This window comes from Glaciimonas soli (assembly GCF_009497155.1).
Taxonomy (GTDB): Bacteria; Pseudomonadota; Gammaproteobacteria; order Burkholderiales; family Burkholderiaceae_D; genus Glaciimonas; species Glaciimonas soli.
In genome coordinates this window covers 149866-171332 of the sequence record NZ_WINI01000008.1, presented here as the reverse complement: position 1 = coordinate 171332, position 21467 = coordinate 149866, and the positions used below count along the sequence as shown (strand labels likewise).

Below are 21467 nucleotides of genomic sequence, written 5' to 3'. Positions count from 1 at the left end.
ACGCAACGCACTATCACTTCTGTGATGCTCATCGTACTTTCGTACGGTTGCGCTTTTTGAAACGATAAGTGCGCATGTTCAGCGTTAGCTGAGGCTACGGTTTCTCAAGGCGTCTGAAATACCGAGATGATGCAGAAAATCGCCAAATTCGGTAGAGTACCCAAAAATATGCAGTACAGAATCTAATCTCCAACCTCAAAGGATCTTCGAATGAAGTTTATAGATGAAGCAAAAATCGAAGTCATTGCCGGTGACGGTGGTAATGGGGTTGCGAGTTTTTTGCGTGAAAAATTCCGCCCATTTGGTGGCCCTGACGGTGGTGATGGCGGTAAAGGCGGTAGCATTTGGGCTGTCGCTGATCGCAATATCAACACCTTGGTCGACTTTCGCTTTTCAAAAATGCATCGCGCTGGCCGCGGTGAAAACGGTCGCGGTTCGGATTGTTATGGCAAAGGTGCTGACGATATCAAATTGCGCATGCCGGTTGGCACGCTGATTGTTGATATCAACACTGGTGAATCGATTGCCGATTTAACCGAACATGGTCAAGAAGTGTTGTTGGCTAAAGGCGGCGAAGGCGGCTGGGGCAATATTCACTTTAAAACGTCAACCAATCGCGCTCCACGTCAAAAATCTGACGGTAAAGAAGGCGAACGTCGCGAATTGCGTCTAGAGCTAAAAGTGTTGGCAGATGTTGGCTTGTTGGGTATGCCCAATGCCGGCAAATCGACCTTTATCACGGCAGTTTCTAACGCCAGACCGAAAATTGCGGATTATCCGTTTACCACTTTGCATCCTAATCTGGGTGTGGTGCGTGTTAGTCATGAAAAAAGCTTCGTCATCGCCGATATCCCGGGTTTGATCGAAGGCGCGGCGGACGGTGTTGGTTTGGGCGTGCAGTTTCTTAAGCATCTCCAGCGTACCGGTTTGTTGTTACATATCGTTGATTTGGCACCGTTTGAAGACAGCGCCGATCCGGTCAAGGAAGCGAAGGCTATTGTCAAAGAATTACAAAAATACGATCAATCGTTATTCGATAAACCGCGGTGGTTGGTGTTGAATAAGATCGACGTCATTCCTGAAGATGAGCGTGCGAAGCGCGTCAAAGCTTTTGTAAAAGGCTTTGGCTGGAAAGGCCCGGTATTTGAAATATCGGCGCTCAATCACGTTGGCTGCCCAGAACTCGTGAATGAGATTTACAAATATATAGAATCAAAACGTCAACAAGAACATCGCGCTGAAGAAACACAGATGACAGAGGAAGCACAAGGTATCTTGTCGATTGATCCGGATGACCCACGTTTTAAGATTATTGATTAATGCGATATTGATTAATGCGTTATTGATTGAGGCGTTATCGATTAAAATATTTGTGTAGCGTGTTTATACGTTTAAAAAAGTCGTAAAAAGACGCATCGACCGATGTAGTCAGAGTAAATTAACCACTCTGACTACATCGGTTTTTTAATGTGCCATCCATTGAAATTAAAATATGCAATCCGTCATTCAAAAAGCAAAACGTATCATTATTAAAGTTGGCTCATCGCTGGTGACCAACGATGGCAAAGGCTTGGATAATGACGCCATCAGCAAATGGGCGACACAGATCGCCGCATTGCGGGCTATGGGTAAAGAGGTCGTGCTGGTCAGTTCAGGCGCAGTCGCCGAAGGAATGCAACGTCTTGGTTTTGACAAGCGCCCGACCAGCATCGATGAACTGCAAGCCTGCGCTGCAGTAGGGCAGATGGGTCTGGCACAAATTTACGAAACCAGTTTTCGTCAGCATGACGTGCATACTGCGCAGGTATTACTTACGCATGCGGATTTGGCCGATAGGGAGCGCTATCTGAATGCGCGTTCTACTCTGTTCACGTTATTGCGTTTTGGTGTGATCCCTATCATCAATGAAAACGACACCGTGGTCACCGATGAAATCAAATTCGGTGACAACGATACCTTGGGTGCATTGGTTGCCAATTTGATTGATGCACAGGCGTTGATTATTTTGACGGATCAAAAAGGTTTATTTACCGCTGATCCGCGCAAAGACCCTGATGCAAAATTTGTGCATCAGGCACAAGCGGGTGATCCGACTTTGGAAGTGATGGCGGGTGACGCTGGGACTGGTATAGGTCGTGGCGGTATGTACACCAAAATTCTCGCAGCCAAACGCGCAGCAACTTCAGGCGCGCACACGGTGATTGCCTGGGGGCGTGAAGAAAATGTGTTGTTGCGTCTGGCTGATGGTGAAGCGATTGGTACGCAACTTACCGCGCAAACAGGGCAGTTGACCGCGCGTAAGCAATGGATGGCAGATCACTTGAAAACGGCAGGCAAGGTGGTACTGGATGCGGGCGCTGTGCAAAAATTGCGGCAAGAAGGCAAGTCACTGTTGCCGATCGGTGTAACTGCCGTGTCCGGCGAGTTTGGTCGCGGTGATGTCGTCACTTGTGTCGATAGTGATGGTCATGCTATCGCTCGCGGCATCAGCAATTACACCAGCGCAGAAACGCGTTTGATCATGCGTCATCCATCGAGTGAGATTCAAGCTATTCTGGGTTTTCTAGAAAAATCAGAATTGATTCATCGCGACAATATGGTTTTGTTGTGATATTTAGCTTCACAAGATTCGCATGTGACTGAAATACGGGAAACAAGAATGCAGTGGGCGAAAATCACGCCTCACTGCATTTTTTTTTCGATTTTTTTAGCGTGTGATTTTTTTGTCTTATACCTGTCTGGTAAATCTCTTATTACGTCCAACGGCCGGGAAATGACCTGAGCTCGTATCTTCAAGTAACTCCGAAATCGGCTTCACAATCACTTCATTTAAGTGCTGATTTTTTAGCCATATTATCTCTAGCCCCATACCGAGTATTGCTGCAGCTAAATTGACACAGCCATTTCCTAGTGGAAACATCGCGTCGGCGTGCGCATTCCTTGCAGCCTTCGTAAAGATGGCGGTCGCTTTTTCTCCAAAACTACATACTGAGACATTCATGACTATTAATATTGGCAATACAGCTTTCATGCTGCTCTGCTCGAGCCTGGTGATGCTGATGACCCCCGGGTTGGCATTCTTTTATGGCGGATTGGTGGGGCGCAAGAATGTGCTAGCCATCATGATGCAGAGCTTTATTTCATTAGGGTGGACTACGGTACTGTGGTTTGCTTTCGGTTATTCGATGTGCTTCGGCCCTAGTTGGCATGGCATTATTGGAGATCCTACTTACTACGCATTTTTACGTGGGATTACTTTGAGCAGCATGTATACCGGGAACGACGCCGGGATTCCGCAGATCGTGCATGTTGCCTACCAGATGATGTTTGCCATCATTACGCCAGCGTTGATCACTGGCGCATTCGCTAACCGCGTGACCTTTAAATCATACTTCCTGTTTTTGACCGGTTGGTTGATTTTTGTTTACTTCCCGTTTGTCCACATGGTGTGGAGCCCAGACGGCTTGTTTGCGAAAATGGGCGTACTGGATTATGCCGGCGGTATCGTGGTGCACAATACGGCTGGTTTTGCCGCTTTGGCTTCAGTGCTGTACGTTGGCCGTCGCCAAAAAGTCGAACTTAAACCACACAATGTGCCATTGATTGCACTGGGATCGGGGCTGCTCTGGTTCGGTTGGTACGGCTTCAATGCCGGTTCAGAATTCCGTGTCGATGCGGTGACCGCGTCAGCTTTTCTTAATACCGACATTGCTGCGTCTTTTGGTGCGGTTACCTGGCTATTTATTGAGTGGTTCTATCATAAGAAGCCTAAATTTGTCGGCCTGTTGACTGGTGGTGTGGCAGGTCTCGCCACTATTACGCCAGCGGCTGGCTACGTCTCTCTGGGCGATGCTGCGCTGATTGGTATTCTTGCCGGACTGATTTGCTTTTACGCAGTGGCGCTTAAAAACCGCCTGGGTTGGGATGATGCATTGGACGTCTGGGGTGTGCATGGTGTCGGTGGTTTGATCGGTACTATTTTCCTCGGCGTGTTTGCATCGAAAGCATGGAACGCTGGTGGCGCTGATGGACTGTTGTTAGGTAATACGACCTTCTTTTTTAATCAATGTCTGGCGGTCATCATCTCCGGTATCTGGGCGTTTGTTTTTACCTACGGTATGTTGTGGCTGATCAATCTGTTTACGCCAGTGCGTGTCAATCCAGATCACGAAGATCGTATGGACGAGCAGTTCCATGGCGAAGACGCCTATGAGGCGGCGTATGTTTAAGGTGTAAATGAAACCCCGTTCAACGGGGCTCTATTGAAAATAAAATGCCACAGAGATTTCTCTCTGTGGCATTTTTGTTTGATGAGATGTTGAAGCGAGTGAGAAGGTGATTGCGTTCACGCACCCGCTCGTTATACCCAATGTGTCATCAATAAACGCTTTCTAGTTTGAACGGCTGATGATTGCGTATCCGTTGGGCCATGTCTGCTGCTTTGCCGACGATGCTATTGTTTTGACAGAAATAATCTTTGGCCAAGGTGTTTTGCGGCAAATATTGAATTTCATTCGTAATTCGCTTCCATTGGTCGCGGGAGTGTTTCCAGCTTCCATCATCTTGACCAATTGCATAGGTCTTCATTTCAAAGGTTTCGCAGCGAATACCTTGATATTTGATGTTGTTCACACCGCCTGGGCTCTTGACGTTGATGGTGTAGCGAATTACGCCATCGCTGCCAACGACAATTGATGTCGGATCGATGTATGGCTTCATTTTAAAAGTCGGGCCAGCATCAAATTCGACTAAATTTTCTGGCTTGGGCGCGACAGGAAATTGTGTAGTCAGTTCTTTCCAGACTTTGCTGTCGGCATCATCATCGTCCGGAAAATCAGGTGGATCGGTAGCATGCGCGGCGGAGCAAAGTAATAACAAACTACCGCAAATGACTTTGATCAATTTAAGAGAGGGCGTGCTAAGAGACAAAAGTTACTCCTTCTTATTGCATGAAATATGGTTGCTTGAATCCAGCGGAACATCCGTTCCGGCAGCAATGTCTAAAGTTTTTCCCGGGAGATTTTGCGGCTCACTCGCGTGATGCTGTGCTGGCGGAATTGAACGTGCAGCAGCAGGTCGCGCCAAAAAGCGTGACAGTTCTTGCAAAGCCCGTTGATACACATCGCGTTTGAATTCGATTACTACGTCTAAAGGTACCCAATAGTCGTGCCAACGCCAGGCATCAAATTCCGGATGCGCAGTCAGACGCAGATTGACATCGCAATCACGGCCAGTCATGCGCAACAAAAACCAGATTTGCTTTTGACCGCGATAATGGCCACGAATATCGCGTTTGATGAAATGATCTGGCACTTCATAGCGCAACCAGTCGCGGGTGCGACCAATAATTTTGACGTGCTCCGCAGTCAAGCCGATTTCTTCCTCAAGCTCGCGATACATTGCCTGCTCCGGCGTTTCACCGTATTTAATCCCACCCTGCGGGAATTGCCATGAATGTTCGCGCACACGCTTGCCCCACCAGACTTCATTCTGGGTGTTGAGCAAGATGATGCCGACGTTAGGCCTAAAGCCTTCACGGTCCAGCATGTTTTACCTCAAAACTTTCTGCGGCTAAGCAGTACTCATGCCATCTGATCACTGATTGATTACCTGCTTGTGGGCGAAGTTTTTAACAAATCGCCTACAAATCGTCCAAATCAAGCATATTTCTCACGCAAACATCAATCAAATGGTCAAAGAGGGGGTGCATCAGCCAGCTAATCCTTTAAAATTGAGTTGATTATAACCCTCTCTTTTTAAAAAGAATTCACAGTTATGCGCGCCTCCCGTTTTTTTGTTTCAACACTTAAAGAAGCACCATCCGATGCCGAAATCGCCAGTCACAAATTGATGATGCGTGCAGGGATGATCAAACGCCTTGGTTCTGGTATTTATTCTTACATGCCGATGGGTTTGAAAATTATTCGCAAAGTCGAAAATATTGTCAGAGAAGAAATGAATCGCTCTGGCGCGGTTGAATTATTGATGCCAGTCGTACAACCTGCAGAACTGTGGCAAGAAACTGGTCGTTGGGACAAAATGGGCGATGAGCTCATGCGCGTCAAAGATCGTCATGGACGCGACTATGCGATTCAGCCAACTTCCGAAGAAGTGATCACTGACATCGCCAGATCGGAATTGCGTTCATATCGTAAATTGCCCGTCAATTTTTATCACATCCAAACCAAATTCCGCGATGAGCGCCGGCCACGTTTTGGTCTGATGCGCGGTCGCGAATTTACGATGAAAGATGCATACTCGTTCGACCGAGATGTGGATGGTTTGAAAAAATCTTACCAAATAATGTATGACGCTTATGTGCGTATTTTTGCCCGCTTTGGTTTGCAATTTCGTGCCGTAGCTGCTGACAACGGCGCTATCGGCGGTAGCGGTTCGCATGAATTCCATGTGATCGCTTCGACCGGCGAAGATGCCATCGTGTATTGCCCAGACTCTGATTACGCTGCCAATATGGAAGCGGCCGAAGCACTGCCATTGGATGCGACCCGCGCTGCGCCGACGCAAACCATGACCAAAACGGCGACGCCAGGCAAAGCTAAATGTGAAGCCGTGGCTGAATTGCTGAATATTCCGCTATCAACGACGATCAAATCGATAGTCTTGACGGTAGAAAAAGCTGCGACAGAAAAAGAAGCAGCGTCCAAGCAAGTCTGGTTATTGATGCTGCGCGGCGATCACGTGTTGAACGAAGTCAAAGTCAGCAAGATTCCAGGTTTAGCCGGATATCGTTTCTCGACTGAAGAAGAGATTGTCGAATACTTTGGCACGCTTCCAGGTTATCTGGGACCAATCAATACTAAAAAGCCTATCAATGTTGTGGCAGACCGTACTGTCGCCAATATGCATGATTTCGTCACTGGCGCGAACGAAGCGGATTATCACTTAACTGGTGTTAATTGGGGACGTGATTTGCCAGAGCCGACGGTGGTTGATCTGCGAAATGTGGTTGAAGGCGATCCATCGCCGGATGGTAAAGGCGTGCTGGCGATTCAGCGCGGAATTGAGGTTGGCCATGTATTCCAGCTTGGTACTGCCTATTCAGAAGCAATGAATGCCACTTTCCTGGATGAAAATGGTAAGCCGCAGCCTTTGCAAATGGGCTGTTATGGCATCGGCATCACCCGTATCTTGGGCGCTGCGATTGAGCAGAATTTCGACGATAAAGGCATCATCTGGCCAAGCGCCATTGCACCGTTTGAAGTTGTACTGTGCCCGATGGGCTATGACCGTAGCGAAGCAGTCAAATCAGAGACTGACAAGCTTTATGCGGAGCTGCAGGCGGCTGGCGTGGATGTGATTCTGGATGACAGAGGTGAACGTCCAGGTGCGATGTTTGCTGACTGGGAATTGATCGGCGTGCCGCATCGTGTGGTGATTGGTGATCGCGGACTGAAGGACGGGCAGTTGGAGTATCAAGGTCGTCGGGATACTGAGGCAACGTCAGTACCTTTGGCTGAGATAGCGAGTTTTGTGAAAGCGCGCCTGGCTGCCCAGTAGCCAGTCCAGTTTCGTTGCTTTCTATCCGAAAACCTTAAAAGGCAAAAAAGAATGCGCAAATACTGCGCATTTTTTGATACTCTTCGGAAACTAAAATAAAAAAAATCTTATTTGTTCCCGGGGAGTTTGCATTGCTGTTTCGCCGTCCTTCTGTCTTTATAGTTCTTACTTTCCTTTTTGTCACCAGTCTTGCTCAGGCTGGTAATCAAAAAGAAGAAGCAATGGCCGATTCGGTGCGTTTGGCGCTGTCACGCGCAATTAATGACGACAGCCCACCCAAGCCACAATTTGCAGATATGGATCAGCGCATTGCCTATCTTAATTGGTTGGGCGAGATGTCGGAACGTTTGAAAAAGAAATTGCCGAATTCGCAAATGCGCATTGAATTCCTTGAAACCACCTGGTATGAAGCAAAGCGCGCTGGTCTGGATCCGGCAATGGTGCTGGGCTTGATTCAAGTCGAGTCAGCTTTTCGCAAATACGCGATGTCCAATGTCAGCGCCCAGGGTTATATGCAAGTGATGCCTTTTTGGACGCACGTGATTGGCGATGCCGATCGCAGCAAACTTTTTAACATGCAAACCAATTTGCGCTATGGCTGCTCGATTTTGCGCATGTATGTGGATATGGAAAAAGGTAATTTGTATCTTGCGCTCGGCCGTTATAACGGCAGTCGCGGGCGCCCTGAATATCCGAATGCGGTGTTGGCCGCATGGAAGCGGTGGGAGTTTACTGATGGGGGAGTGATACGCACTTCTTCTTCGCGCTAGTCTTAGAATTTACGCAAAATCGCCCTAGCGGCGTTGTAGTTGTACTGTCTGCGTACGGCACGCGTTGCCGGATCAGGTTTGGGTAAGTCCTGTCGATAATCGCACCTACAAAAACGCCCGCGCGATGCGGGCGTTTTTGTTTGGCCTTTAGGCCAAGCTAGGCCTATCTAATCTTGCAATTTATCGTGCAATTGCTAGCTAAGTTGCTAGATTAAACGTTGCTCAGATGTGCAGAAATGAGTTTAGTCATTTCGAACATGGTTACTTCTTTTTTGCCGTCGAACACAGCTTTCAGCTTTTCATCCGCAAGGATGTTACGTTTGTTTGCTGGATTTTGCAGATCATGCTTTTTGATGTATTCCCACACTTTTTTAGTCACTTCAGTGCGTGGCAATGGTGCAGCGCCAACTACAGCAGCCAGAGTAGCTGATGGCTTCATTTCTTTCATGAATGCTGCGTTTGGCTTACGTGCTACAACGCCAGTTGCAGTTATTTTTTTAGGTGCTGCTTTTGGTGCAGATTTAGTTGGAGTCTTTGCTGGTGCGGCTGCTTTCTTTGCCGCTGGTTTTTTTGCTGCTGTGGCCATCTTTGAGCCTCCTGAACGAAAAATATGATGAATAAAGGTGTGAAGAGATGCGTCAATTACGCACCGCTCATAGTGGTGGGGTTTTCCCAGAGGCGCAAGTGTTTTTTGTGTGTTTTTAGCGGATTTCTTACGGAAGACACCCATAGAGCATCGCGCTAACAAAAATATGCTGCGCTAGAGAGGGGATGTGGGCGGCAATTTCATTAATAAATTAGCCATATTGGGATTTGCAGCAGAGGAGGGAGATGTAATGCGGGTACTGATAAAAAGCCAACTAAATCAAGTGTTTAATGCATTGAGTGGCATTGAGTGCGGCAAATCGCACTCAATGCTGAAATTGCATAAATCGTTTACATCCCCGGCATCATGCCTTTCATACTGCGCATCATCTTCATCATGCCGCCGCCTTTGAGTTTTTTCATCATGCTTTGCATTTGATCAAATTGCGACAACATGCGATTCACTTCTTGCACCTGCACTCCGGCACCAGTAGCGATGCGGCGTTTGCGCGAGGCTTTGATCAACTCTGGTTTTGCCCGCTCTTGCGCTGTCATGGAATTGATCATGCCTTCCATTCGACGTACTGATTTTTCCGCTTGATCCATGTTGGCACCGCCAGCAGCTTGTTGAAATTGTGCCGGCAACTTGTCCATCAGGCCCGACATACCGCCCATTTTTTTCATTTGACCAAGTTGCGCTTTAAAGTCGTTTAAATCAAATTTTCCGCCAACTTTGATTTTATCTGCCAGATTTTTGGCGGCAGCAACGTCAACGCCTTTTTTTGCTTCTTCCACCAATGCCAGAATATCGCCCATACCAAGGATGCGGCTGGCCATGCGGGTGGCATCAAACGCTTCCAGACCATCGAGTTTTTCGGCAACACCGGCAAACTTAATGGGTTTGCCTGTGATGTGGCGAACAGACAAAGCCGCACCGCCGCGGGCATCGCCGTCCAGTTTAGTCAGCACAATACCTGTTAATGGCAGTGCATCACTAAAGGCTTTGGCGGTGTTAATCGCATCCTGCCCCAGCATGGCATCGACGACAAACAAGGTTTCAATCGGTTTGACGGCAGCATGTACGGCGCTGATTTCCTGCATCATCGCTTCGTCGATACCAAGACGGCCCGCGGTGTCGATAATCAGTACATCGTGGAAGTGGCGTTTGGCATAATCGAGTGCGGCTAAAGCGATATCAACTGGCTTATCAGTAGCCAAACTTGGGAAAAAATCAGCGCCGACTTGCTCGGTAACGCTCTTCAATTGCGCAATCGCAGCCGGGCGATAGACGTCCGCAGAAACAGTGAGTACCTTTTTCTTTTTTTGTTCGCGTAGATATTTTGCTAATTTTCCGACTGTGGTGGTTTTACCTGCACCTTGCAAGCCAGCCATCAAAATAATCGCGGGCGGTTGCTGAGCAAAACTTAACTGCGATGCCTCCGGCCCAAGATCGGCGCCCATTAATGAGGCTAATTCGCGCTGAACTACGCCGACCAAAGCTTGACCAGGTGTCAACGAAGCAATCACCTCTTCGCCCAGGGCTTTTTGTTTGACGTTGGCGATAAATTCACGCACAGCGGGCAGAGCGACGTCGGCTTCTAACAGTGCCAAGCGCACTTCGCGCAGCATTTCAGCGGTATTGGCTTCAGTCAAACGCGCTTCGCCGCGCATGGTTTTAACGACTTTAGCGAGGCGTTGGGTGAGATTGTCGAGCATAGGTAATCTTATCTTCAGGGTAGATGCTAAATAAGTGCAAAATGCGTAACAGCAGAACCCTCTATTTTACCCGATACCGCGCAATGACAGAGCAGCGATGCTCTCCGGGCCGCCGAATACGTTAATTAAACGCAATTCGTCGTTCCCGCAAACACGGGAAGCCATGTTGCGTTCCTAACTTGGATCGCCGTTTCCGCGAGGAGGGCGGATTTCGTGATTTCGGCGATGGACCACCCTGATGGCGAGGCATTGTGTATGGCTTGCCGTGCACCTACTTTTTTTACAGCGGAAGCGCGCACATGTTGTAAACTTAGCCGATGCAAACTTATTTCTTCATTCTGGCTGCGTTGTTATATCTAGGCTGTGTTTTTTTACCAGCGAATAATCGCAAGACCATTGCCGTCGTTGTTGCTATCGCATGGTTGCTGCATGGCGGCAGCTTGTGGGCCGATGTCATCGGGCCTGGAGAGTTGCGGGTCGGGTTTTCGATGATGTTGTCAGCGACCTTGTGGGTATCTGTAGCCGCATATTGGTTAGAAAATCGCAATTACACGCTCGACGGTTTGCGGGTGTTGGTGTTGCCGATAGCTGCCGTGACGGTGATTCTGCCATTGCTTTTCCCCGGTAATATGGTGCCTCTGGACGGCAAGTCGCCGGTGTTTCTCTGGCATATCGTCATTTCCATTTTGGCTTATAGCACGCTGACGATTGCGGCGTTTCACGCGGTGTTGATGGTGCTGCAGGAGTCGCACTTGCACGGAAAATCGTATTCCCGGCAACATAATCAAGGGGCAAAGGCAAGTTGGCTTGCGGCGACCTTGAATCGTTTGCCGGCGTTATTGACGATGGAAAAATTATTATTCCGCTTGATCGCTTTTGGCTTTTTTTTGCTAACTTTGACGGTATTATCCGGCGTGGTGTTTTCGGAAGAGTTATTTGGTAAAGCATTTAAATGGGATCACAAAACCATTTTCACCATGCTTTCATGGGCTTTGTTTGGTTTGTTGCTAGCCGGACGTAAATGGCAAGGCTGGCGTGGTCGCACCGCGCTGAGCTTTACGTTGATTGGATTTGCTGTTTTGCTACTGGCTTATGTCGGCAGTCGTTTTGTGCTGGAAGTTATATTACATCGGGTGATTGCATGAAATTTGTTATTTTACTGATTATTGTGTTGGCCGTATTGGTGTGGTTTCAGCGCTTGAAGAAAAATTTGGTTGAGAGAGCCAGGCAAGCTACGCAAGCAGCCGAGCAATATCGCCGCAATGCTGAGGCTGCAGCGGCAGCTAACAGCAGCGGTGCAACAGGCCAAGCGTCCGTCGGCGGAGCGTCGCCGCAAGTCGAAACGATGGTCGCGTGCGCCCATTGCGGACTGCATTTCCCAGCATCGGAAGCCGTCACTGATCATTCGGGAGCGATTTTTTGCAGCGAAGAACATCGACGTTTACAGGTGGCGGAGCGTACTCGCGCACCTTGATATCTCGCACTAATTGGTCCGAAACTTACGTAATCAGCCCCCTCATTCGCTATGGATGAGGGGGCTATCTACATAAATCTACTATTCTGGAAAAGCACTATGCCAACAGGCCTGCAAACATTGCCTGCCGCTACGATTTTGTCTGATGGTGATAAGCCCGATACTTTCTGGCGCACCTTGCAAATTTTTAACGCCACGCGGATCGTGGTGGCGTTGGCGTTGGCGTTGCTGGTGTACCTGAATATGCATGATCCGAAGGACAGCTGGTCCGAGGGGTTTTTAAGTTATCAGCTGACCTGCAGCGCTTATCTGGTACTGGCAGTGATATTCATATTATTGACTACGTATTATCGCCGCCATTATCAGTTGCAGATTGTGGTACAAATTGTGATTGATATCATCGCGATTTCCATCTTGTATCTTGGAACCGGCGGTGCCAAAGTCGGTTTTGGCATGCTTTATTTATTGCCATTGGCGGGCGGAGCGATTCTGGCACCACTGTCGTGGGCCTTGTTTTTTGTGGCGGTGACGACGTTGGTCTTATTGGGCCAAAGTGTTTATCAAGTTTTGCAAGATGAGGCGGCGGCTTCCACTGTGCAAGCGGGACTATCCGGTGCCGCCTTCTTTTTTGCCGTGTTTGTGATTAATCGTCTGGCCAATAAATCGATGAAACAAGAAGCGCTGGCTAAGCAGCATAGTAAGGCTTTGCGCGTGCAACTGGCGATTAACCGGATGGCGATTGCCGACATGGGGGATGGCTTGTTGGTTGTAGGGCGTGATGGCAGTATTTTGATGGCAAATCCGGTTGCTGAGCGCTTGTTGGGATTGACAATTCCAGATGAAAATTCACACCAGGCCGTATCCCGTAATTTGTCACAACAGTTCCCCCAAAAATTAGCCGATTTTCCAACGTTGATGCCGATTGCAGAAATTTTTTCTGCCTGGAGCAGCAGTGGATTTAGAAGCACGGCTGACGCACCTATTTTTGTCACGTTAAGGCATGGTGATGAGCGTAGCGCAGAAAGTGCCAGCGCAGAATGGAATGGCGCAATGAGCGTGCATTTAAAAGTGCGTTTTGTGTCAGTGAATACCCGTGAGCTGGATGAGTACAGGGCGGTGATTTTTTTTCAAGATGTCAGTGAAATTGAGAATCAGGCGCAGCAGCTTAAGTTGGCGGCGATGGGACGTTTGACGGCTAGTGTCGCGCATGAAGTGCGCAATCCATTGGCAGCGATTTCTTATGCGGCTTCACTGCTTGGTGAGGGATTCAACGAGAAAATTGGTGAGCAAGCTGTCAGTGCCAGCACTGCATCTCAAATACGCATGCTGAAGATAATCAATGACAATGTGGCACGCTTGGATCGTATGATCGAAGATATCCTTAAACTGTCACGCAAAGCGCAGCGCCAAACTGCACCAATATTGTTATCGCCACTGGTGATTGATATTGTGGACGAGTTTCAGAAGATGCATACGCTGGAAGCTGAGATGGTGCAAGTGAAGATGGCTGCGAGCGATCAGTATCGTGTGTGGTTTGATTCCATGCATTTGCGCGAGGTGATAGTCAATTTATTGTCCAATGCGATACGTTATGCGAGTGGGCGCGCTGGTAGTATTCGGTTGCAAGTGATCTCCAACGCCGCCCATCATTTAGAATTGCACGTCCAGGATGACGGCGAGCCGATCACACCGGAAGTGCGCGCGCATTTATTTGAGCCTTTTTACACTACTTCTAATAAAGGGACCGGTTTAGGGCTATTTTTGGCGCGCGAATTGTGCTTGAATAACGGTGCGATGCTCGATTATGAATATCGCCAGGAAGTGATGGAAGCAAAAGTAGCAAAGACAGTAGAATCCAAAGCACAAGAAATAAAAATAAAAGAGCAATTGGAGCAAAACAGCGAGCCTTTTAGTGGTCGTTTTGTGATCACATTTGCTGCAAATGCCCCGCTCTAAATGTCTGTAAATTTGCCACTTTTCACGTCTGCAAGCGTGAGAAGTAAGTAACTATAATAATAGAAAAGATTGTTACCATGACCTCGCCCCGCATTCTGGTTGTTGATGATGAAGCTGATTTACGCGAACTGCTGGAAATAGCACTGATCAAAATGGGTTTGGATGTGGATAGCGCCGAAACATTAAGTTCTGCGCGTGCATTGTTAGCCCAGCGTGATTATGATTTGGTGCTTACCGATATGCGTCTGCCGGATGGGCTCGGTATCGAACTGGTGCGGGAAGTGGCCGGTAGCGGTAAAAATACGCCAATTGCGGTGATCACCGCATTTGGTAGTGCCGATAATGCCGTCGTGGCGCTTAAAGCAGGTGCTTTTGATTACTTATCGAAGCCGGTCGCACTGGATCAATTGCGTTTAATGGTGCAATCGGCTCTGCGGATTGGCAAGCCGGAAGTGGTAGCCGTACCGTCGTTCGACGCACATAAGGCGCTTAGTCTCAACTCGCCTGTTGGGGCGAATGCAAAAAACACTTCGGCAGCGTCGATTTCTTCATTACGCCTGATCGGTATGTCGCCAGTGATGCAAGATTTACGCGTACAAATTGCCCGACTGGCGCGTAGCATGGCTCCTGTCGCTATTAGCGGTGAATCTGGTAGCGGTAAGGAGTTGGCGGCGCGTGATTTGCACGCGCTTAGCCCGCGTGCTGATAAACCTTTCATTGCTGTCAATTGTGGTGCGATTCCCGAGCAGTTGATGGAAGCTGAGTTTTTTGGCTATCGCAAAGGCGCATTTACCGGAGCGACCGAAGAAAGAGATGGATTTTTTCAAGCTGCAAATGGCGGAACTTTGCTGTTGGATGAAGTGGCCGATCTGCCGTTGGCCATGCAGGTCAAATTATTACGCGCGATTCAGGAGCGACGCGTACGTAAAGTAGGTGCTACTACTGAGGAAGCTGTTGATGTCCGTCTGGTCAGCGCAACCCACCAGAATTTAGCCGAGCGAGTCGAAACGGGAAAATTTCGCCAGGATTTGTTTTATCGCCTCAATGTGATCGAATTACGTTTGCCGCCATTGCGCGAACGCATCGCTGACATTGGTTTGTTGGCCGAGACTATTTTGGCGCGTCTTGCGCCGGCCATGACGGCTTCTGACTTACCTCAGACGGTGTTGGCACCGGCAGCATTACAAGCGCTGCAAGCGTATACTTTCCCTGGAAATGTGCGCGAACTGGAGAATATTCTCGAGCGTGCTTTGGCCTTTGCCAATGATGGCGTGATTCAAGTGCCTGATCTGGCATTGAAAGCGTCGGGAATGTTGATGCCCGGCATGGCGGTTGATTCTATCTCCAGTCCCGTTTCAACCGCATCAGTATCGAGCGGACAACTGACATCTTCGCCATTCTCATCGTCGACAATGATTTCAGAAAATCCACTGGCTGGGATGACAGATTCGACTGCAATGGCTGCGACGATCATGGCGGTAGCAGAAAATCTGGTGAGTGAGGGCGAGACAGGTTTGTTCGCGGAGACTGATGTACTGCCACCATCATTGCCTACGCATTTAGATGATATCGAGCGTAATATTATTCGTCTGGCGTTAGGGCGAACACAATTTAATCGTACCAAGGCAGCTGAATTGCTGGGAATCAGTTTCAGACAGTTACGTTATCGAATGCAGAGATTAGCGATCCATGAGTAGGCGAATATTTGCATTTTAAAAGGTTGCCCATGTCATTACCCAATGTCGAGATTAACCAAGAAGGTTGGCTGACAGAAGCCGCCGGCCAAATTAGTCGCCTGCAATCACCCAATTGCGATCGGGGCCGAAATGGAAATAGCGTTGATTTGTTGGTGATTCACTATATAAGTTTGCCCAGTGGTGATTTTTCCGGGACGCATATTATTAAATTGTTCATGAATGCGATCGATATTAAGGCGCATCCGAGCTTTACAGATTTAGAAGATTTAAAAGTATCTTCGCATTTTTTGATACGTCGAAATGGCAGCATCATTCAATTTGTGTCGACCGAGGATAGAGCTTGGCATGCAGGCAACTCTACATTTGATGGGCGCGAAAAATGTAATGAGTTTTCGGTCGGGATAGAGATGGAAGGAACCGGAGAGGTGCCGTTCGAAGAGGATCAATATGCGGCATTGGTTGCCCTCAGTCATGCGTTGAAAGCACGTTATCCCCAAACGTTGAATGCGGTACTCGGTCATGAGCATATCGCACCTGGCCGAAAGTTCGATCCGGGACCGCATTTTGACTGGACGAAATTTAAACGGGCTTATCAGCCTGACCTGCAAGTGGCCACTAACCGGCCATTGGCGTTCCCACCGTCGGCTTAGCTATGTCAATGCTTTTTGACTTTGATTAGTAAAAAAGATTCTTACGCATGCGCTGTTTTAAGCATTGCATCTACTGCATCTAGGCACTACAATTAGTAAAAACGCCGATGAAATAACTATATATAGTGTTTTGTGGTGTAATTCGCAACTAATTATGGTGGCGCTGAAGCTTGTAGTTATTAAGTTCTATTCTTCATTTTTGCTGTTTCAGGTTTTATTGGTACGTATTTTCTGCATCACTGTCTGCATACACCCGTAAGGTGGTTTTCTATCTTTTTGGTATTCATGTTGGATGGGCCTGAAGCGGACCCTCACATTTGACTTGCTATATTAGTTCTGATTTTTCAGTGACTTTTGTATTCGTATTTGTATTTGTATTTGTTTTTAATTTAATCAGTAACTTATCATTCACGACAGGCATTTTATGTCTGTCATATCAGCTCGGGAGGCCAAGTGCAATCTACTCAAGACATCTCCGTTAAATCTTCAGCCGAACACGGAGAGGCATCAAGCGCTGCTTCATCGCAGGCTAGTACAAGTGCAGCTGCCAGTGCCGCTAGCAATGTTAACGCCCCAGTTGGCACAGTTGGTTTCGGAGATTACCGCATCATCCGCCGCAATGGCGCAGTGGTCGGGTTTGAGCCATCGAAAATCTCGATCGCTGTGACTAAAGCATTTTTGGCCGTCAACGGCGGTCAAGGCGCGGCATCGGCACGCGTACGTGAACTGGTCGAGCAACTCACCTCCAACGTGGTCAAAGCATTAGTACGTCGTCAACCGACCGGTGGTACTTTCCATATTGAAGATATTCAGGATCAAGTCGAACTATCCTTGATGCGCTCTGGCGAACATGACGTGGCGCGTGCCTACGTTTTGTATCGCGCTAAACGGATGGGAGAACGCTCACAGCAGCAAGCTAATGCTGGCGCAGAGGCTGGTACAGCCGCGCATGCAACCTTATTTGTCACGGAAGACGGTCAGCGTCGTGCGCTCGATATGCAGCAAGTGCGCGATCTGATTGATGCGGCGTGTATCGGTTTGGAAAAACACGTCGATGCCGAGGCTATTTTGGCTGAAACCGTCAAAAATCTGTACGACGGTGTGCCAGTGGAAGAATTGCATAAATCAGCGATTCTGGCAGCGCGCGCTTTGATGGAAAAAGACCCTGCTTACAGTACCGTCACCGCACGCTTGCTGATGCATACCATCCGTAAAGAAGTGTTCGCTAAAGAGGTCGCACAAGCGGATGCACCTGCAGAATATATAGCTTATTTCCCGAAATATATCAAAAAGGGTATTGAGGCCGACCTGTTGGACGCCAAACTTGGTCAATTCGATTTGAAGAAGCTGGCTGAGGCGCTGAAACCGGAGCGTGATCTGCAATTTGCTTATATTGGCTTACAAACTTTGTATGATCGTTATTTCTTACATATCCACGGTACACGAATTGAAATGCCGCAAGCGTTTTACATGCGGGTAGCGATGGGCCTGGCATTGAACGAGATTGATCGTGAAGCGCGCGCTATCGAGTTTTATAACTTGTTGTCCAGTTTTGATTTCATGAGCTCGACACCAACGCTGTTTAACTCCGGCACGGTGCGTTCGCAATTGTCATCCTGTTATCTGACCACGGTGTCGGATGATCTGGAAGGTATTTACGACGCTATCAAAGAAAATGCTTTGCTGGCGAAATACGCTGGTGGTCTGGGTAATGACTGGACGCCGGTACGGGCGTTGGGTGCGCATATCAAAGGCACTAACGGCAAGTCACAAGGCGTGGTGCCGTTCTTGAAAGTAGTTAACGACACGGCTGTGGCGGTCAATCAAGGTGGTAAGCGCAAAGGCGCGGTGTGCGCTTATCTGGAAACTTGGCATATGGATATCGAGGAATTCCTCGAGCTGCGTAAAAACACCGGCGATGATCGTCGCCGTACGCATGATATGAATACCGCAAACTGGATTCCCGATCTGTTCATGAAGCGCGTGATGGAAAAGGGCGATTGGACTTTATTCTCACCAAGCGATACGCCAGATTTGCATGACAAAGTAGGTAAGGCTTTTGAAGAGGCTTATGTAGGCTATGAAGCCAAAGCGGCTCGTGGCGAATTGCGCGTCTTTAAAAAGCTGCAGGCGCTCGATTTGTGGCGCAAGATGTTGTCGATGCTATTTGAAACTGGCCATCCTTGGATTACGTTCAAAGATCCATGCAACATTCGTTCACCACAGCAGCATATTGGTATGGTGCATAGCTCGAACTTGTGTACAGAGATCACTTTGAACACCAACGAAAGCGAAATCGCCGTCTGTAATCTGGGTTCGGTCAACTTGCCAGCGCATATGAAAGACGGTCAGCTGGATCCGGTTAAGCTGCAAAAAACTATTAAGACAGCGATGCGTATGCTCGATAACGTGATCGATATTAATTACTACGCTGTCAAGAAAGCACGTGACTCCAATTTGCGTCATCGTCCGGTTGGTCTGGGCATCATGGGTTTCCAGGATTGCTTGCACATGATGCGCATTCCTTACGCTTCGCAAGAAGCGGTGGAATTTGCCGATAAGTCGATGGAACTGGTTTGCTACAACGCTTATTGGGCTTCGACCGACTTGGCAGAGGAACGTGGTCGTTACAGTTCTTATCAAGGTTCGTTGTGGGATCGCGGTATTTTGCCGCAAGATTCTCTCAAATTACTGCAAGAAGAGCGCGGCGGCTATCTGGAGACAGATCTGTCGGCATCGCTGGATTGGACTGAACTACGTGCCCGTATTCAGCAATTCGGTATGCGTAACTCCAATTGTGTGGCGATTGCACCGACGGCAACCATTTCTAACATCATTGGTGTTTCAGCTTGTATCGAGCCGACTTATCAAAATCTGTACGTGAAGTCGAATCTGTCTGGCGAATTCACGGAAATCAATGAATATTTGGTACGTGACTTGAAAGCACGTGGCTTGTGGGATGAAGTAATGATCTCCGATCTCAAGTACTTTGACGGTAGCTTAGCCAAGATCGATCGCATCCCGCAAGATTTGCGTTCCATCTACGCGACTGCTTTTGAAGTTGAGCCATCCTGGTTGGTAGAAGCAGCATCGCGTCGTCAAAAATGGATAGATCAAGCGCAATCGCTGAATATCTATATGGCAGGCGCATCAGGTAAGAAGCTGGACGAGACTTACAAGCTGGCGTGGTTGCGTGGTTTGAAAACGACTTACTATCTGCGCACCATCGGCGCTACGCATACCGAAAAATCGACGACCAAAACCGGTGCGTTGAATGCGGTGTCGGTTGATGGCGGCGCTAGTGGCGGTGCGATGGCGACTTATGGCGCACAAGCGGCAGTTGCAGCATCGAGCGCGGAGATTGTGTTGGACGGCCCAGCTTGCACTATGCGTCCAGGAGATCCTGGTTTTGAAGAGTGTGAGGCTTGCCAGTAATAATGTTTTGCTCCTTTCGTCTGTTTGCGGGGGAGAGATCGAGGGAGAGGGAATGTACTCAAGATAGTTGAGTAGCATGCCTTCTCCCAGCCCTTCTTACGCAAGCGGAAGAGGGGTGCAGTCAAGAATTCGTTAGCGCGTTTGAACTATTAAATAACGCGTTAATCAAAAGATAAAGTGAAGGAAGAAAAATGCTCTCATGGGATGAATCAGCAAGTCCAACGCCAGCGCGACCGCCAGCGGCGCCACAATCCGCATCGGTGTTTGATTACACGCCAGAAGCAGCCGCTCCGACTGCTGCGCCTGCAGTCGATACCACTCAGCGCGTTAGTGCTGCGGACAAACGCATCATCAATGGCCATACTGACGTCAATCAATTGGTGCCATTTAAATACAAATGGGCGTGGGATAAGTATCTGGCCGGTTGCGCTAACCATTGGATGCCGCAAGAAATCAACATGCAGCGTGATATCGAACTATGGAAAAACCCGAATGGTTTGACCGATGACGAGCGTCGCCTGGTCAAGCGTAACCTGGGCTTTTTCGTCACCGCCGATTCGCTGGCCGCCAACAATATCGTATTGGGAACCTATCGCCACATTACGGCGCCGGAATGCCGTCAGTACTTATTACGTCAGGCTTTTGAAGAGGCTATCCACACACACGCATATCAATATATCGTTGAGTCGCTGGGTTTGGACGAAGCAGAAATCTTTAATGCCTATCACGAAGTGAAATCAATTCGCGATAAAGACGAATTCCTGATTCCCTTTATTAATACGCTGACCGATCCGGAATTCAAAACCGGCACAACTGAAAACGATCAGAAATTATTGAAGTCGCTGATCGTCTTTGCTTGCATCATGGAAGGCCTGTTCTTCTATGTCGGCTTCACGCAGATCCTTGCGCTGGGCCGTCAAAACAAGATGATGGGTGCAGCTGAACAGTACCAATATATTTTGCGCGATGAGTCGATGCACTGTAACTTCGGCATCGATTTAATCAACACGATCAAGATGGAAAACCCGCATTTGTGGACGCAGGCATTCCGCGATGAGATTAAAGCGTTGTTTTTAAGTGCAGTAGAGTTGGAATATCGTTACGCAGAAGATACAATGCCGCGAGGAGTACTCGGTTTGAATGCGACTATGTTTAAAGGCTATTTGAGATTCATCGCAAATCGCCGCGCACAACAAATCGGTTTAGATCAGATGTTCCCTCAGGAAGAAAATCCCTTCCCCTGGATGAGCGAGATGATCGATCTAAAAAAAGAGCGCAACTTTTTTGAGACACGCGTCATTGAATATCAAACTGGCGGTGCGCTGAATTGGGAATGATAGCGAAACGAATTTTGACTAGTTTGTTCGAGTTTGTAATAAATCATTCGCAATTTTTTAGTAAACATGATAAACACATGATTGAGGTGAACGGAAGCATGCGGTGTGTGGTCGAAGAAATGCAAACACACCGTATAACCGAAAGGTAGTTCCAAAATTAATGAACAGCCCAAGACTGAAAAGCTCTTATCTGTCGTCGCCGCTTATCTCGAATTGATCGAGTATGGCGGCGTTTTCTTTGGATAAATGAGAAGCACAAGAGAAGTACAAGCAGCCCTTTAATTTTTTAAGGTGTTTAAAACGCAGTTGAAGACAGTGTTTTAAAACCG

Annotated in this window: 17 protein-coding genes; 12 read left to right on the top strand and 5 right to left on the bottom strand. The window is 48.2% G+C overall.

Annotated features, from left to right (window positions below; translation table 11 throughout):
- The first annotated feature begins 210 nt into the window (after positions 1-210).
- Positions 211-1320, top strand: coding sequence for a GTPase ObgE (obgE, locus tag GEV47_RS16180; RefSeq protein WP_153235814.1), 1110 nt, complete (start codon positions 211-213; stop codon positions 1318-1320).
- 172 nt (positions 1321-1492) lie between these two features.
- Positions 1493-2611: a glutamate 5-kinase gene (proB, locus tag GEV47_RS16175; RefSeq protein WP_153235813.1), complete on the top strand. Its 1119-nt coding sequence runs from the start codon at positions 1493-1495 to the stop codon at positions 2609-2611.
- A gap of 117 nt (positions 2612-2728) precedes the next feature.
- Here proB and GEV47_RS16170 read toward each other — a convergent pair whose 3' ends face one another.
- Positions 2729-3031 carry a hypothetical protein gene (locus GEV47_RS16170; protein ID WP_153235812.1) on the bottom strand — a complete coding sequence of 101 codons (303 nt, stop codon included), beginning with the start codon at positions 3029-3031 and terminating at the stop codon, positions 2729-2731.
- Between GEV47_RS16170 and GEV47_RS16165 the strand changes: the two genes are divergently transcribed.
- Positions 3000-4229 carry an ammonium transporter gene (locus GEV47_RS16165; RefSeq protein WP_153235811.1) on the top strand — a complete coding sequence of 410 codons (1230 nt, stop codon included), beginning with the start codon at positions 3000-3002 and terminating at the stop codon, positions 4227-4229. The genes GEV47_RS16170 and GEV47_RS16165 overlap by 32 nt on opposite strands.
- A gap of 148 nt (positions 4230-4377) precedes the next feature.
- Here GEV47_RS16165 and GEV47_RS16160 read toward each other — a convergent pair whose 3' ends face one another.
- Together GEV47_RS16160 and GEV47_RS16155 are read right to left on the bottom strand one after the other, a co-directional pair.
- The gene (locus GEV47_RS16160) at positions 4378-4929 is read right to left on the bottom strand and encodes a CNP1-like family protein (protein ID WP_153235810.1); all 552 of its coding nucleotides are present in this window, start codon (positions 4927-4929) and stop codon (positions 4378-4380) included.
- 3 nt (positions 4930-4932) lie between these two features.
- Positions 4933-5547, bottom strand: a complete 615-nt coding sequence (locus GEV47_RS16155; RefSeq protein ID WP_228124758.1) for an RNA pyrophosphohydrolase — start codon at positions 5545-5547, stop codon at positions 4933-4935.
- Positions 5548-5775: 228 nt separating this feature from the next.
- Between GEV47_RS16155 and GEV47_RS16150 the strand changes: the two genes are divergently transcribed.
- Entirely contained in the window at positions 5776-7518 is a 1743-nt protein-coding gene (locus GEV47_RS16150; protein WP_153235809.1) for a proline--tRNA ligase, read from the top strand.
- Positions 7519-7739: 221 nt separating this feature from the next.
- Positions 7740-8288, top strand: a complete 549-nt coding sequence (locus GEV47_RS16145; RefSeq protein WP_153235932.1) for a lytic transglycosylase domain-containing protein — start codon at positions 7740-7742, stop codon at positions 8286-8288.
- A gap of 211 nt (positions 8289-8499) precedes the next feature.
- On the opposite strand, the gene GEV47_RS16140 is transcribed toward GEV47_RS16145, so the two are convergent.
- Complete coding sequence (locus GEV47_RS16140) at positions 8500-8874, bottom strand: SWIB/MDM2 domain-containing protein (RefSeq protein WP_153235931.1); 375 nt, start codon at positions 8872-8874, stop codon at positions 8500-8502.
- A gap of 350 nt (positions 8875-9224) precedes the next feature.
- Complete coding sequence (ffh, locus tag GEV47_RS16135; RefSeq protein ID WP_153235808.1) at positions 9225-10589, bottom strand: signal recognition particle protein; 1365 nt, start codon at positions 10587-10589, stop codon at positions 9225-9227.
- Positions 10590-10906: 317 nt separating this feature from the next.
- On the opposite strand from ffh, the gene GEV47_RS16130 reads away from it, so the two are divergent.
- From GEV47_RS16130 to GEV47_RS16100, 7 genes are all read left to right on the top strand, one after another.
- Entirely contained in the window at positions 10907-11734 is an 828-nt protein-coding gene (locus GEV47_RS16130) for a cytochrome C assembly family protein (protein ID WP_153235807.1), read from the top strand.
- Positions 11731-12063 carry a PP0621 family protein gene (locus GEV47_RS16125; protein ID WP_153235806.1) on the top strand — a complete coding sequence of 111 codons (333 nt, stop codon included), beginning with the start codon at positions 11731-11733 and terminating at the stop codon, positions 12061-12063. Before GEV47_RS16130 ends, GEV47_RS16125 begins: the two co-directional genes overlap by 4 nt.
- Before the next feature lie 99 nt (positions 12064-12162).
- Positions 12163-14019 carry a sensor histidine kinase gene (locus GEV47_RS16120; RefSeq protein WP_153235805.1) on the top strand — a complete coding sequence of 619 codons (1857 nt, stop codon included), beginning with the start codon at positions 12163-12165 and terminating at the stop codon, positions 14017-14019.
- A gap of 77 nt (positions 14020-14096) precedes the next feature.
- Positions 14097-15716: a sigma-54-dependent transcriptional regulator gene (locus tag GEV47_RS16115; protein WP_153235804.1), complete on the top strand. Its 1620-nt coding sequence runs from the start codon at positions 14097-14099 to the stop codon at positions 15714-15716.
- A gap of 29 nt (positions 15717-15745) precedes the next feature.
- Complete coding sequence (gene ampD, locus GEV47_RS16110; RefSeq protein WP_153235803.1) at positions 15746-16366, top strand: 1,6-anhydro-N-acetylmuramyl-L-alanine amidase AmpD; 621 nt, start codon at positions 15746-15748, stop codon at positions 16364-16366.
- Positions 16367-16819: 453 nt separating this feature from the next.
- Positions 16820-19801, top strand: a complete 2982-nt coding sequence (locus GEV47_RS16105) for a ribonucleoside-diphosphate reductase subunit alpha (protein ID WP_322741673.1) — start codon at positions 16820-16822, stop codon at positions 19799-19801.
- Positions 19802-19992: 191 nt separating this feature from the next.
- The gene (locus GEV47_RS16100; RefSeq protein WP_153235802.1) at positions 19993-21138 is read left to right on the top strand and encodes a ribonucleotide-diphosphate reductase subunit beta; all 1146 of its coding nucleotides are present in this window, start codon (positions 19993-19995) and stop codon (positions 21136-21138) included.
- Positions 21139-21467 lie beyond the last annotated feature (329 nt).

Coding starts and splice junctions, on each gene's coding strand:
- GEV47_RS16120 (WP_153235805.1), top strand. CDS start 12,163: ATGCCAACAGGCCTGCAAACATTGCCTGCCGCTACGATTTTGTCTGAT.
- GEV47_RS16170 (WP_153235812.1), bottom strand. CDS start 3,031: ATGAAAGCTGTATTGCCAATATTAATAGTCATGAATGTCTCAGTATGT.
- proB (WP_153235813.1), top strand. CDS start 1,493: ATGCAATCCGTCATTCAAAAAGCAAAACGTATCATTATTAAAGTTGGC.
- GEV47_RS16155 (WP_228124758.1), bottom strand. CDS start 5,547: ATGCTGGACCGTGAAGGCTTTAGGCCTAACGTCGGCATCATCTTGCTC.
- obgE (WP_153235814.1), top strand. CDS start 211: ATGAAGTTTATAGATGAAGCAAAAATCGAAGTCATTGCCGGTGACGGT.
- GEV47_RS16100 (WP_153235802.1), top strand. CDS start 19,993: ATGCTCTCATGGGATGAATCAGCAAGTCCAACGCCAGCGCGACCGCCA.
- GEV47_RS16130 (WP_153235807.1), top strand. CDS start 10,907: ATGCAAACTTATTTCTTCATTCTGGCTGCGTTGTTATATCTAGGCTGT.
- ffh (WP_153235808.1), bottom strand. CDS start 10,589: ATGCTCGACAATCTCACCCAACGCCTCGCTAAAGTCGTTAAAACCATG.
- GEV47_RS16140 (WP_153235931.1), bottom strand. CDS start 8,874: ATGGCCACAGCAGCAAAAAAACCAGCGGCAAAGAAAGCAGCCGCACCA.
- ampD (WP_153235803.1), top strand. CDS start 15,746: ATGTCATTACCCAATGTCGAGATTAACCAAGAAGGTTGGCTGACAGAA.
- GEV47_RS16145 (WP_153235932.1), top strand. CDS start 7,740: ATGGCCGATTCGGTGCGTTTGGCGCTGTCACGCGCAATTAATGACGAC.
- GEV47_RS16115 (WP_153235804.1), top strand. CDS start 14,097: ATGACCTCGCCCCGCATTCTGGTTGTTGATGATGAAGCTGATTTACGC.
- GEV47_RS16125 (WP_153235806.1), top strand. CDS start 11,731: ATGAAATTTGTTATTTTACTGATTATTGTGTTGGCCGTATTGGTGTGG.
- GEV47_RS16150 (WP_153235809.1), top strand. CDS start 5,776: ATGCGCGCCTCCCGTTTTTTTGTTTCAACACTTAAAGAAGCACCATCC.
- GEV47_RS16165 (WP_153235811.1), top strand. CDS start 3,000: ATGACTATTAATATTGGCAATACAGCTTTCATGCTGCTCTGCTCGAGC.